A 13,182-nucleotide genomic window follows, 5' to 3' on the forward strand; every position below is an offset into this window, starting at 1 on the left:
CCCGCTGCGGAATCTCCGTAAGATGGAAGGAATCAATTTTTTAATCTCAACGAGTACAGTGTCCATGAATAATTCTTCCGCAAAAAATTCATCGCTTCTGCCTGTCATCATCTTTGGCATTTGCCTGATAGCAGTCGGTCTGGCTGCTTTTGGCCCCTCCAATTTGTTTCAGGGGGCAGATAATCCCTCTGCTTCATCTGATGCGCCTGCTAAAACCGCTGGAAAAACGGACTCTGTTGAAGATACGAGTCCTCCGATCACCGAAGAACCAGCAGAAACGCCGCCGGGAATGGTCTGGATTCCGGGGGGAACCTTCACGATGGGAACCGATTTTTTTCCGGAGGAGGGAAAACCGAATCCCGATCGTATCAAACCGGATGAATTCCCGGCTCATGAAGTGACCATCGATGGATTCTGGATGGATATCACCGAAGTGACCAACGCCGAGTTCGACAAATTTGTTGAGGAAACCAACTACGTCACCTTCGCAGAAATCCCTCCAAAACGGGAAGATTTCATTGGTGTCGTGCCTGATATCTCGATCATTCCCGAGGAAAATCTCGTGGCCGGATCGCTTATTTTCAACAAGGACTTCGACCGGGAAAACTTGAGAATGGATTATCCATCCTGGGAATATCAGGCCTGGAAATATCAGAAGGGAGCAGATTGGCGACATCCAACTGGTCCGGATTCCTCCATTGAAGGCAAAATGGATCATCCTGTCGTGAATGTCGTTTACAAAGATTGCCTGGAATATTGCAAATGGGCGGGGAAACGCCTGCCCACCGAAGCCGAATGGGAATATGCCTCCCGTGGTGGTAAGGAGGATCAGAAGTACAACTGGGGCAACGAGTTCCAGCCTGATGGCAAATATATGACGAACTCCTGGCAGGGGACTTTTCCGATGGATCGACAGAACCGGGATGGATTTCTCGATACTTCTCCCGTCAAAAGTTTTCCTCCCAATGGTTACGGACTCTACGATATGTCCGGCAATGTCTGGGAGTGGGTGAACGATTATTATCGTCCGGATTACTACAATTTCAGCCCGAAACGAAATCCCCAGGGGCCGACTGCTTCTTTCGATCCCGGCGAACCGACGATCGAAAAGCGTGTCACTCGGGGAGGCTCGTTTTTATGTAACTCTAATAACTGCACCGGGTATCGAAACGCGGCCCGTATGAGAAGCGATGTTTCGTCGGCTGCGTATCACACGGGATTTCGTTGTGTGATTGATACGAAAATGGTGAAGAAGTAAATGAAATTGTCGAGCCGAGTCAGTCCTGGCTCGGGTGGTTCCGATTAATCATCGACTTCATCATCTCCTTTCGCACAATGATCGTAAGAAAACCTGAGTCATGACTGACTCGGCTCGCCTTCACAATTGTTTCGTGCTTTTTCTATCGCATTCGTTGACGATCCTCCACCGATTCCCGATGATGCCGAGCGATTCAACCCCTAAATCCAAGCGATGGGCCAATATCCATCCTCAATTGACAGCAAACATTCATGAGCAATTCTCCCCAAAAACCGGATCGTCTTGAAAAACCTCGTCTTGAGAAAGCAGAAAAAATCCGAGAACTGGGTTTCGATCCATACGGACAACGTTTTGACAATCATCAAGCGATTGCAACCGTCCGCCCACTATGTCCGGAAGAACCAGGCTTGGACGGGGCGACTGTTCGTATTGCCGCTCGTCTAATGGGGCGTCGTAAGGCAGGGAAATTAAGATTTTTCGATGCTAAAGATGCCACCGGTCGTATTCAATTGCTGATGTCTCGCGGGGATATGACCGAACAACAGTGGGAACTCGTCTCTGCTCTCGATCTGGGCGACCTGGTTGGAATCGATGGAAAATTACGTCGGACGCAGTCGGGTGAAGTTTCGATCTTTGTTGAAGAACTGACATTCTTATGTAAGTCGCTTTATCAGCCACCTGAAAAATATCATGGGGCCAAAGACATCGAAATGCTGCTCCGGCAGCGGTATATCGATTTGATTTATAACGATGGCGTGCTTGATCGCATGCTTCAGCGTTCGAAGATTATCGATTCCGTCCGCCAGACATTGCGGGGCCAGAATTATGTGGAAGCCGAAACGCCGGTTCTGCATTCGGTCGCCGGTGGAGCGGCTGCTCGTCCGTTTACCACGCATCACAATGCTTTGGATATTGAACTGTATCTGCGGATTGCCCTCGAATTGCATCTCAAGCGATTGATGGTTGGGGGTGTCGAGCGGGTTTATGAAATCGGGCGTGTGTTCCGGAATGAGGGAATCGATGCAACGCATAATCCTGAATTCACGATGATCGAAATCTATCAGGCTTACGGCAACTACGAAACGATGATGGATTTGACCGAGGCAATCGTGACCGATGCCGTCAAAGCGATTTCTGAGACGATGGTTCTGCCCTGGGGCGAAGAAGGTGAAAGTTCGATTGATTTCACTTCGCCCTGGCCGCGTCGCAAGTATGCGGAACTGTTTCAGGAAGCAGCTGGCTGTGCGATGTCGGATACGGAAGCCGTCAAGCAGATCGCCCAGAGCAAGGGGATCGAAACCGAAGGCAAGCATCCTGATGTGATTGTGAATGATCTGTTCGAGGAACTGGTGGAAGACAGTCTCGAAGGACCTGTGTTCGTTATCGATTACCCGGCCAGCATCTGTCCGCTGACCAAGCGCAAGCAGGATGATCCGAACATTGCTGAGCGATTCGAGTTGTATGTGAAGGGTATGGAACTGGCCAATGCGTACACGGAACTGAATGATCCGAAGTTGCAGGAAGAGCTGTTTCTGACACAGCTCGAAGGCCAGGATGAAGAAGACTCGATGGCCAAGATGGATACCGATTTCATCCGCGCCCTCAAAGTCGGCATGCCTCCGGCTGGAGGATTGGGAATTGGCATCGACCGGCTCATCATGCTACTGACAAACAGCCGTAGTATTCGCGATGTGATTTACTTCCCACTGCTGCGACCTGAAGGAATGCCCGCTGCAGGGGAAGAGTGAGGTTAAAGCCGAGCCGGTGATCACTCGGTGTTGTTACGATCCAGCACTGCAGGTCAAGCACTGCCTGACTTAAGGCTTTGCATCAGTAGTTGACACAAAGCTCTGGGGACTTCGCTGTGCTTCGAACCTAGCCACCCCATCGGATTTGTTAAGGGTCAGTGCCACGGCTCTTTGAGCCGTGAATGTCACTCTCGACCAATGTGATAAAAAACACGGCTCACAGAGCCGTGGCACATACCTACTTTTTACGGGAAACCGGGGAATTGCTTTTCGATTTGCGGAAGATGCGTTTCTTTTCTGGAGTCGCCGAGTTTCTGGCTGAGGCGGGGCGTCGATCGCCTTCTCTTTTGCTTTTGCCCTCAGCTCTCGGTGACGGTTTGCGTTGACGCGGTGCTTTTTCTGGAGTGGGCGTCAATGTTTGACGATTGCGAACCAGCATTTCGCGGAGTTCATTCAGTTCGCCATCGGTGAGAGGACGGTATTGTCCCGATTTGAGTTTGCCGAGTTTAATCGGGCCGAAGGCGATGCGTTCGAGTGACATCACTTTGTGACCGATGCGGGCAAACAGTCGACGGACTTCGCGGTTGTGTCCCTGTCCAAGTGTGACTTCGAGGAAGGTCGAACGCCCCTGACGACCGGCTCGACGAACATTAACGAACTTGAACTTACCTTCTTTGAAGTAAATCCCCTGCTTGAGCTGTTGAATCTGCTCGGGTTTCGGATCGCCGACAACCTGTACCTTATACGTACGATAAATTCGGTAGCGGGGATGAGCCAACTGATTGGCAAATTCGCCGTCATTGGTCACGATGAGCAAGCCTTCGCTCTCTTCATCGAGCCGTCCAACCGGGAAGAGTCGCACGCGTTCTTTTTCGAATAGATCGATGACCCGTGCACGTCCGGCAGGGTCGTGATTGGTACACAAAACTCCCTTCGGTTTATTGAGCGCGAAGTACTTGTGCGGTTGTGGTTTGAGGCGTTCTTCATCGAATGTGATGACCTGCGTGAGCGGGTTGACGTTCATACCGGGATTATCGACGGGTTCGCCATCGACCATGATCCGGCCGCTACGAATGATTTCTTCGCACTTACGGCGCGAGCCAAGTCCAGCCGAGGCCAGGAACTTTTGTAGACGATACTCTTCGGGTCCTTCGACAGGTCGTTCGGCTTTGGATTTGCGAGGTCGGGATTGAGGGTTGTTGGGTTTAGGCATTGAATTAGTGCATTTCTATAATTTAGAGCGCCGAACTGCCGGAGCAAACAAAATCGATCTTAGTCTTATGGTGTCCATGCGACGGCAAGGGCACCATGAAAATGGTCTATTCCTGAGTGGTCGCCACGACCGGTGAAGAAGTAGAGTGATCGGGATTCTCAATCGTTTGAGCAGTTCGACGATCCAGCATATTTTTTAGCCTGGCCAGTAACAGGGCCACGACAATCATTAACACGGCTCCGGAAATGTAGGGCATCAATGGATATCCGAGTTCGAGCATTCCATAACCGGCAATTGGGCCACCGATTCGAGCCAATGCCGACATACTTTGCCCGACGCCCAGAACTTCCCCCTGATCGCTGTCGCTGGCTCCGAGAGACAACATTGCCTGCAAGGCAGGAGTCACAGCAGCAAATCCAAGCACGCTGACGGGAAGAACCATCATCAGGATCGGGAATAAACTCCGTCCTTCTTTTTCCATCTGCTCCAACGCAACGGGATCCTGTGCTACTGCTGAGATGGTGGAATGAGCGGGATTGACATGGGAATTGGAACTCAGATCGCTCGCGACCCAGGCAATCAGGAGCAGTCCAGCGGATAGACAAACCGCTCCGAAAATTCCCGTCCGGAATTCACCAAGTTTGGGAATCATGCGTCGAATGAGTCCACCTTGAAAAATCGTGAGTAGAAATCCGATGTAGGCGAAGATGTAAAAGTTATCCCGATCACTCAGACCGATTAATTTGGTCATGTAGGGAAGCGTCATTTCAAATTGAGCGAACGCGAGAGTCGCGATAAAGATTGTCGCGAGTAATGGCATGACCGTCGGTTGGGAGATTGCAGTTCGTAATTCGCTCAAATTCAACCAGTGACTGCTGGCTGGTTTTGATCCTTTGTGCAGTGATTCGGGCAATTTGAAAATGGCAATCAGGAGAGCGGTTCCGGAAATCATCGAGGCAATATATCCCGGCCAGGCACTTGGAGGAGCAGCTGCATCGGTGCCTACGAAGGGAGCTCCTATGAGTGGCCCGAATGTGAAACCGACTCCGAAGGCGGCTCCGATCAACGCCATCCCTTTGCCACGTTCCGCTTTGGTGGTGCTATCAGAAATGAAGGCTTGAGCAGTCGAAAGAGTTGCCCCGGAAATTCCCGCACCGATTCGTGAAAGAAACAACCACGTTAGTGGAGCCAGTCCCAGGAAAAGTTGATCGGCCTGAAATGTGGAGATCCAGCCGAATACGCCATAAAAGAATGTGGAGCCAACCAGTCCCACGAGTAGCACAGGCCGACGTCCGATGCGATCGGAAATGCGTCCCCAGATTGGTGCGAAGATGAACTGCATCGTCGAGAAGCAGGCCATCAGGAAGCCGAGGGTCATCGCATTGGCGTTATAGAAATCGCCGTAACGCGGCATCAATGGCAAGATGATCGCGAAACCGAGCAGGTCGATCGCGACAATTACAAAGATAATCAATTGAGCAAATTTATTGCGGTTCATAGTTCTCAGAAATCAGGCAGGTTGGCAATCGGAAACACTTTGTGGCTGCGACATCTCGCTGTGAGCGTATTTATGTTTACAAGCACGAAGCGCAAGCGAGTGTGTTCAATACGGACATAAAACACACTCGCTTGCGCTTCGTGCTTGTAATATCCGTTCATCGTATCAGAGTAGTAGGGTACGCACAGCGTACCCCACGGCCCTATTGTCAACTGCTGGAGCAAATAAGCAAGTCGATCCGGGTTAATTCTTTTGCAGAACCAGAGTTCGTGCCGGTGAGGTCGTCATTGTTACATTTAATTGGAGCAATGTGCTACAAAATTGACAAAAGCCTTGCCATCAAAGACTAGGCTCTAGTCGAAATGTCACTTTATCCTGCAGCCAATGCTGGACAAGCTAGCAATGGCACACTCAACAGGTCGCCGTTAGCTGGTGACCTGTTCATCATTTTCCGGGGTTGCCGGACTTGTCGGATCGAACCATTCGTCTTTGAAGACGATCCGTTTCTGGTGTTTCATCGCCAGATTGGCGGTTAATGCCATAATCGCATCGGCCATCGCGACGGTTCCATTGCACTTCAAGCCACCTTCGCTCGGGGGATCGAAGTTGTTGTTGCGGATGCAGTAGCAGAAGTGTTCCATTTCTTCTGTATATCCACGACTGACTTTTTCCAGGGCTGCTGAAGCGACAGCGGCATTGGTTGAGGGAGCGAGCGATTCACTGGCATCGAGCACGGGAGCCCCTGGGTTTCCATTAAGCACATGCAGTCGCTGTTCGGTTCCTCCACCCCCTGTGGTTGGTGAAGCTTCTTTGAAGAGCATGACATCTTTTTCAAGATTCACATACATAGTGCCCCGGCTTCCAAAGACAGACTCGCCGTAGGGTTCCATACGGTTCGTATTGATGGAGGAATAAGTTACGATGACTTTGTCGTGGTTGTCGGATTCATAGTTTGGTCCGGGGAATTCGAAGGTCACGTAAACGTGATCGTCGATTTCACGGTCGTCCTGCTGTTTGTCGAGAGAGCCGACTCCCTTAACACCGTAGAAGTTGCGTCCACCGTAACCTTGCACTGCGATCGGATGGACTTTGCCGAGGAAAATACTAGCAGCATCGAGTTGATGACTACCGAGTTCGGCCATCAGACCACCGCCAGTTTTGTTGTAAAGACGCCAGTTGATCAGATGCTCCATATCGTCGTAACCGTATTCGGATAAACGGCCTTCGAGAGAAGCGGCATCTGTTTTATTGATCTGCTTCCGCCAGCTGTCGCGACCGGGGAAACTGTTATTGCGATGCCACTGGGCACGAATAAATTTGATGTCGCCCAGCAATCCCTGTTGGACAATATGGTTGGCGTTATCGTAAAGCACGCTGTAGTGCCTTTGATGACCAACAGCCAGGAGTTTGTTGTTCTCTTTGGCAACTTTGATCATCTCTTTACATTGAGTGATGTCGTGAGCCATCAGCTTTTCGCAGAGAACGTGCTTGCCGGCTTTGAGGGCATCGATGGCAACTGGAGCATGCTGGCTGAGAGGAACAGCGATGACGACTGCTTCGATGTTCGGATCTTCGAGCAGCTTTTTGTGATCGTCGTAAACTTTGATATTTTTCTTAGAGTTGGCCCCAAGTTTTTTAACGAGACCAATACGGTGTTCGTTGCCGTCGCCATCGAAAGCGCGTTTCTGGTTGGTGGGACGCAAGTCGGCAATCGCAACAATTTCCATGTATTCTGGTGGATGCTCGGTGAGCAAAACGCTCCCTTCATCACCAGTTCCGATGAAACCGACTTTAACCGGATTGCCATCGAGCTTTTGATAGCCGAAGTATGTCGCTCCGGCAGCAGTACCTGCAGCCATGGTACCGATCAGGAAGTCACGACGTGTCGAGCCGACTGCGGTATGGAAATTATCTTTGCCAAGAATTTTTTCTTCGGGCGTAAAATACATCGTTGGAACCTCGTACACAGTCAATTAATACCTGCATTATTCAGTAATAACTCACTGAGGGCAGGGAGGAGATATCATATTCAATCGAGTGCCAACGTGGACACTCCAGCAAAATGGAAAGTCGGGTTATCGATCGTCGGCTGGTTTCTTTTTAAAGAAGCCGGAGAAGATCGCATCGATTCCGAACCAGCTGCCTGTCGGTAAAAAGACATAGACAAGCAGGACCAGAACTTCGATAAATGTCTTGTTAATCACAATCGCATGCTCCGGCCCCGGTGGTTGGGGATATCCCGGAATGGGTGGGTAAGCCAGATAAAACTGCAGCAGCAAAAAGGCACCGCCCAGAGCAGCGACCCGCGTCATGAAACCAGCAAGCAGCAGGCCGCCAATGATGGTCAGCCCCCACATGGTTTTCAAATCAATATCACGTTGTGCAGTGTATTGCGGTTGCATTGGTCCGAGGGCTAACTGAGACGTACTCAACATTTTCTCGGCATCCCACTTCATGTCCGATTCCAGTTTACGGATCGGACCAACCAGCTCGGCTCGTAATGTCTGGATTTCCTTCCAGTCGTAATCGAGATGATCCTGGTCAAAATGAGTTTTTACATTTGCCAGTTTTTGCTCGTATCGATCGAGGCGATCTCGGTAGAGTTGAATTTTCCCAAGAGTATTACCATCGAGGGTCCCTTTCTGTTTATCATCAACAGAACCAGCCCATTCGGGATCGCCTTTGAGACTCGCAAGTGCCTTCTCCAAATACGACAGTGAAGACTGACGCTTGTATAAATACAGGACTTTCTTAACGAAATCTTTTTTCACTTCATCTTGAATGGCGTCGACATCATCGGTCTCTTCGTTGAAATTGACCTGTGCGAGCAATGCCTGTTTTTCTCGGGGTGTCAGATGTAGTTTCCCGTCGACAATCAGGCGTTTTTCATCTGGCAGGAAAGTCACAACCTTGCCAACACTTCCCGTCAGTTCGACACCTTCTGGAAGTGCATTCAATTCAACACGGAAATCCTTCGAACCATGGACCATCTCATCAATGATCCGTTTTTGGCGATCATCGAGTTGGTAATGCTGTTTGAAGCGTTCTGCCCAGCCAGTCCAGCGAGCAGCAACAGTCTCGTAATCGAGATCTCTTAAATCGTCAGGATCGCCTGAAAGACTGCGAAAGTAGTCTCTCAAAGGACCTTGTGAGTTTTTCAGATAAGGTTCAGCCGTCCACGCAGAGGCAGTATTCTGGGAATCGAGCTTCCAGAGCCCTTCGTAAAGTAATTGCCAACCAATTGACAGTCGCAATACGACAAGGGCAATGCAGGCAAGGATACTAATTTTTCGGATATCGTAATCAGCCACTATCTATTCCTTTGCAACATCAGGAGATGCTGCCAGATCGGGTCGACATAGGTGGGGACTCAACTGCGTTTAACAGAAAAGTTGAGCTACAGCCGTCGAGGAGTCTTCGATGTGAGCCACACGAGTCATGTGGCAATAACCTGGTCTGAAAATCAATGTGCGAGTTGTGAATTTTAGTGTACTGTACACGTTGGTGCATTCAAGAAACCTGAAATATGGCGAAAGATTTCTTCCGGCACATGATTTGACCTGAATTCACTATATCTTTTGTGGGAGGGACAATCAAACAAATAACGATATAAATCTATGCCACTTACTGAACTCTCTATTCCTATTTCAGGAAATGAGCAGATAAAACAGTGATAAAGCTGGACAGATGAAACAAATCAACACTGCGGTTCCACATCCTGAATTATTTTCGGGGATACTTTCGGGATTCTGTTCTCGAAGTTCTTCTGTCAATCCTTCAATAAAATTCTTGGCTTCCAGTAAATCGCTGCCTGTACATTCCCGGTAAATCTTGATGGCTTCAATTTTACGTCCGTTCTGGATCGCTTGAATGATCTGATTTCTATCTTGCTGGTCCATTTCTTTTGAGTTCATTCTGAGGAGATCCATTCCGTTATTGGTGAGCAATTCATTGGAAATCAACTTCAATCAGATCTTTCTGAATTGAAATCGTGTCATTTGCTATATGAATCACAACTGTTAAGTCTGATACGTTTTGAAACTCGGTTCTGCGCAATTAATTCCAGAAGTTTTCAGAATTTTCTCTTAATTTTCCCAAAATGGTGACGGATTTGTGCAGTTGGTTCATTCCAACTTGCATCTGCAAAAGTAATAGGTTAAGAGCAGAGTATTTATTTCACCCCCAACAGGCTGTAAAGTTCGATGGCTCGTCATCTGAAAATTTTCCAAGTCGAAAAAGAGCCTCCCTGCATTTTTGTGACACCGCTCGGTCAGGGAGCCAGTTTTCGTTATGCCGATTTGCAGATGGAGTCGAATTCGGTTCGGACTTTAGTCGCCGATCAAACCGTGCCACTACTGATTATTGACCTGAAGAACATGAACTATTTTGGTTCTGAGTTCATCGGAGCGTTAATTACACTCGGACGCGAGAAGAAACTTCGTGGTGGGAAAGTCGCCATCTGCTCTGCCAATCCGAACATGTACGATGTTCTCAAGGGGATGAGTCTTTTTAAGCTGTGGCCTTATTTCGAATCTCGTGATGAAGCGATTGCGGGGCTATCTGGCGAATCAGCGTAAACTTTCCGACTCCTTCGAGTCACGTTATTTACGACTGGCGGATTTGAGCAAAATCCAGCCAAAAATGCCGACACCGATGAGAACAACACCGTATTCTGCTGGTGTAATATTAGACCACCAGCGCAGTACGAACGTGTAATAGAAGTTTGCATAAAAGCAGATCGAATACCATAAGGAACTCAACATTTCAGCATCCTTGTGTTCTGCCCGGGCTTAATTGTGTGGTCTTATTGCGACACGAGCGACTTAGTTGCGCTCAATTCCATACAAACCTGCCGCATTGGTGTGGAATTCCCACGCCATTCTGAACCATAGCTCACCACGAACAACAATCCTGACGGGATGTTTGGGTGTTGCTCAGTTTTCATGGGATTACGCAGACGGTAAGGTTTACGCATCGAATTCCTTCTGGACTCAGGAAATAAATTATGCGGATCTTCAGTTTTACGATGGTATTATTGCTCATCATCTCTCTCTGTTCCTGTTCATCCCCAGTCACGGAGACTGCTGGTGATCAGAAAGTGACACTCGCGCTCAACTGGCTGCCGGAAGCTGAGCACGGCGGATTTTATGCGGCTCTTTTAAATGGAGATTACAAAAAAGAAGGGCTCGAAGTCGAGATTCTACCGGGTGGTCCCGACAGTCCGGTCATTCAGCGGGTTGCAACCGGGCGGGTTGACTTCGGTATCTCCAATGCGGATCGCATTTTGCTCGGACGGGCTCAGCAGGCACCGGTCGTGGGGGTCTTTGCTCCGCTACAGCATTCTCCGCGATGTATTGTTGTCCATAAGTCGTCTGGGATTGAGTCCTTCGATCAATTAAAAAACGTGACATTGGCCATGAGTGATGCTCCGGCTTTTTCTCATTATTTGCGAGAGAAACTTCCACTCGAGGGCGTGAAAATTGTCAGGAGCACCGGCTCGCTGTCTCAATTTCTGCAGGACCCCGCTTTTGCTCAGCAGGGATACGTCTTCAGCGAGCCGATTGTCGCTCAAAAACAGGGAATCGAAACCAATTCGCTGCTCTTATCGGAGCTCGGCTTCGATCCCTATTCGAGTGTGCTCATCGTTTCCGAAAAAACACTCTCTGAACAACCCGAGTTGGTGGAAAAGTTTGTGCGGGCGTCGATGGCTGGTTGGAAAACCTACCTGGAAAATTCCGATACGGTTCACGAATATATCCAAACTATCAATCCTGAAATGCCTCGGGATGTGCTCGATGGTGGAATGGAAGCCCTTCGCAAACTTTGCCGGAATGCTGATGGCGAATTCACAGGCGAAATGGACCCTGAACGCTGGAAGACATTGAGCAGCCAAATGGAAGAACTTAAGCTTATTGAAACAGGTCTGTATAAAAAGGCCTATGTCAACCTCAGTGGACCAAGTGAATAATGCTTTAAAACGATTGCTGAAATTATAACTGGAGTTATGCAAAACTTCAGTTTGAAACCAAACTTCGAAAATGACTCAACCAATTTTGAGAAAGATTAAAACCACAGAGACACAGAGGGCACAGAGAAATTTTCGGAAAGGACTGCAATGCTAAAACAATCGAACTCTTCATAAGCCTTGGATTTCAAGACTTCTCAGTGTCCTCAGTGTCCTCTGTGCCTCTGTGGTTCAAAAATAAATTTCAGTTTTATTAGGGATCTTACTTTCTCCGGTTTTCAAATTGATCTTGGTGTAGACTCACTTGCTCGCTTACGCTTCGTGCTTATAACTGAGGTTTTGCAACACTTCAGTTATTAGAATCATGGATCAGCAAGAACCGGTAACATTTGTCTTATTACGTGTCGATCTGTGGTTTATTATTGTTCAAACTCCTACAAATCCTAATCAAATTCTCACCTCAAAAGGGTTCTCAAAATGGCGGCATCAGGTTCAAAGTTGGCGATTTACGGAGCGATTGTCGGTAACTTTCTGATCTCAGTCACCAAGTTCGTTGCTGCAGGTTTGACGGGAAGTTCTGCGATGTTGACCGAAGGGATTCACTCGCTGGTCGACACTGGTAACGGCGGGCTGCTGCTCTTTGGAATTCATCGCAGCCAGCGGGCTCCCGATGACAGGCACCCCTTCGGTTATGGCCCCGAACTTTACTTTTGGACTCTGATCGTCGGAATCCTCATTTTCGGAATCGGAGGCGGAATTTCCGTCTATGAAGGCATTCTGCATGTGCTTCATCCTGCAAAACTTTCGGACCCGACTGTCAATTACATCGTACTTGGACTGGCAGTCGTTTTTGAGGGAGCTGCGTGGTACCTCGCACTAAAAGGTTTTCTGGCGACCAAAGGAAACAGTTCCATATGGAAAGCAGTCAAGGAGAGTAAGGATCCCACGACCTTTGCGGTACTCTTTGAAGACTCTGCTGCTCTGTTAGGGTTAGTGGTCGCTTTTCTAGGAATCTTTTTTGGACATCTTCTGGAAATGCCAGTCCTGGATGGAGTCGCATCCATTTTCATTGGACTGATTCTGGCAGCGGTCGCTTTCGTACTGATTTACGAATCCCATGGCTTACTGATTGGTGAAAGTGCCTCTCCTGAAATTGTCGATGGGGTGAGAAAGATTGTCGGGAGTTACCCGGAAGTTCAACGCGCCAAGTCGCCCCTCACATTGCATTTTGGGCCGAATCAAGTCTTGCTCGCAATGGATTTGCAATTTCTCGATTCACTCGATGCTGACCAAATTGAAAGCACGATTGATCGAATTGAAAGCGAAATTCGAAAAGCCTACCCCGAAATCCGTAATATTTTTCTAGAAGCCGACGCAATTCTCGTTAGTCGAAGAAAATAGGGAGAATTAGCCAAATACTGCACTTCGGGCGTTGCAAAAACAAAACGCATTGAACATTTGTGATATCATTGGTATGGTATTTTCAATTGTGAAGATTAT

The 13,182-nt window shown here is 48.6% G+C and carries 11 protein-coding genes; 5 read left to right on the plus strand and 6 right to left on the minus strand.

Annotation, left to right across the window (positions count from 1 at the left end; genetic code table 11):
* Positions 1-64: 64 nt before the first annotated feature.
* Together Pan54_RS03240 and lysS are read left to right on the plus strand one after the other, a co-directional pair.
* Positions 65-1,258, plus strand: coding sequence for a formylglycine-generating enzyme family protein (locus Pan54_RS03240; protein WP_146502138.1), 1,194 nt, complete (start codon positions 65-67; stop codon positions 1,256-1,258).
* Between the two features lie 251 nt (positions 1,259-1,509).
* Complete coding sequence (gene lysS / locus Pan54_RS03245) at positions 1,510-3,006, plus strand: lysine--tRNA ligase (RefSeq protein ID WP_146502139.1); 1,497 nt, start codon at positions 1,510-1,512, stop codon at positions 3,004-3,006.
* 238 nt (positions 3,007-3,244) lie between these two features.
* Here lysS and Pan54_RS03250 read toward each other — a convergent pair whose 3' ends face one another.
* From Pan54_RS03250 to Pan54_RS03270, 5 genes are all read right to left on the minus strand, one after another.
* Entirely contained in the window at positions 3,245-4,219 is a 975-nt protein-coding gene (locus Pan54_RS03250; RefSeq protein WP_146502140.1) for a pseudouridine synthase, read from the minus strand.
* Between the two features lie 106 nt (positions 4,220-4,325).
* Positions 4,326-5,717 (minus strand): MFS transporter, encoded by a 1,392-nt coding sequence (locus Pan54_RS03255; protein ID WP_146502141.1) that lies wholly within the window; start codon positions 5,715-5,717, stop codon positions 4,326-4,328.
* A 425-nt stretch (positions 5,718-6,142) separates the two neighbouring features.
* Complete coding sequence (locus Pan54_RS03260) at positions 6,143-7,666, minus strand: Gfo/Idh/MocA family protein (RefSeq protein WP_146502142.1); 1,524 nt, start codon at positions 7,664-7,666, stop codon at positions 6,143-6,145.
* Positions 7,667-7,792: 126 nt separating this feature from the next.
* Positions 7,793-9,028 (minus strand): hypothetical protein, encoded by a 1,236-nt coding sequence (locus tag Pan54_RS03265; RefSeq protein WP_146502143.1) that lies wholly within the window; start codon positions 9,026-9,028, stop codon positions 7,793-7,795.
* Between the two features lie 336 nt (positions 9,029-9,364).
* On the minus strand, positions 9,365-9,631 hold the full coding sequence (locus tag Pan54_RS03270) for a ribosomal protein L7/L12 (RefSeq protein WP_165441558.1): 267 nt from the start codon (positions 9,629-9,631) through the stop codon (positions 9,365-9,367).
* A 288-nt stretch (positions 9,632-9,919) separates the two neighbouring features.
* On the opposite strand from Pan54_RS03270, the gene Pan54_RS03275 reads away from it, so the two are divergent.
* Entirely contained in the window at positions 9,920-10,294 is a 375-nt protein-coding gene (locus tag Pan54_RS03275) for an STAS domain-containing protein (protein ID WP_146502145.1), read from the plus strand.
* Between the two features lie 24 nt (positions 10,295-10,318).
* On the opposite strand, the gene Pan54_RS25705 is transcribed toward Pan54_RS03275, so the two are convergent.
* Positions 10,319-10,480 (minus strand): hypothetical protein, encoded by a 162-nt coding sequence (locus Pan54_RS25705; protein WP_165441559.1) that lies wholly within the window; start codon positions 10,478-10,480, stop codon positions 10,319-10,321.
* A gap of 242 nt (positions 10,481-10,722) precedes the next feature.
* Here Pan54_RS25705 and Pan54_RS03280 point away from each other — a divergent pair, with 242 nt between their 5' ends.
* On the plus strand, positions 10,723-11,685 hold the full coding sequence (locus Pan54_RS03280) for an ABC transporter substrate-binding protein (protein WP_146502146.1): 963 nt from the start codon (positions 10,723-10,725) through the stop codon (positions 11,683-11,685).
* Positions 11,686-12,159: 474 nt separating this feature from the next.
* A complete protein-coding gene (locus Pan54_RS03285; protein ID WP_146502147.1) occupies positions 12,160-13,083 on the plus strand; it encodes a cation diffusion facilitator family transporter in 924 nt (307 codons plus the stop codon).
* Positions 13,084-13,182: the final 99 nt, after the last annotated feature.

It is taken from the genome of Rubinisphaera italica (assembly GCF_007859715.1).
Classification (GTDB): Bacteria; Planctomycetota; Planctomycetia; order Planctomycetales; family Planctomycetaceae; genus Rubinisphaera; species Rubinisphaera italica.

Coding starts and splice junctions, on each gene's coding strand:
- Pan54_RS03270 (WP_165441558.1), bottom strand. CDS start 9,631: ATGAACTCAAAAGAAATGGACCAGCAAGATAGAAATCAGATCATTCAA.
- Pan54_RS03250 (WP_146502140.1), bottom strand. CDS start 4,219: ATGCCTAAACCCAACAACCCTCAATCCCGACCTCGCAAATCCAAAGCC.
- Pan54_RS03285 (WP_146502147.1), top strand. CDS start 12,160: ATGGCGGCATCAGGTTCAAAGTTGGCGATTTACGGAGCGATTGTCGGT.
- Pan54_RS03255 (WP_146502141.1), bottom strand. CDS start 5,717: ATGAACCGCAATAAATTTGCTCAATTGATTATCTTTGTAATTGTCGCG.
- Pan54_RS25705 (WP_165441559.1), bottom strand. CDS start 10,480: ATGTTGAGTTCCTTATGGTATTCGATCTGCTTTTATGCAAACTTCTAT.
- Pan54_RS03260 (WP_146502142.1), bottom strand. CDS start 7,666: ATGTATTTTACGCCCGAAGAAAAAATTCTTGGCAAAGATAATTTCCAT.
- lysS (WP_146502139.1), top strand. CDS start 1,510: ATGAGCAATTCTCCCCAAAAACCGGATCGTCTTGAAAAACCTCGTCTT.
- Pan54_RS03280 (WP_146502146.1), top strand. CDS start 10,723: ATGCGGATCTTCAGTTTTACGATGGTATTATTGCTCATCATCTCTCTC.
- Pan54_RS03240 (WP_146502138.1), top strand. CDS start 65: ATGAATAATTCTTCCGCAAAAAATTCATCGCTTCTGCCTGTCATCATC.
- Pan54_RS03275 (WP_146502145.1), top strand. CDS start 9,920: ATGGCTCGTCATCTGAAAATTTTCCAAGTCGAAAAAGAGCCTCCCTGC.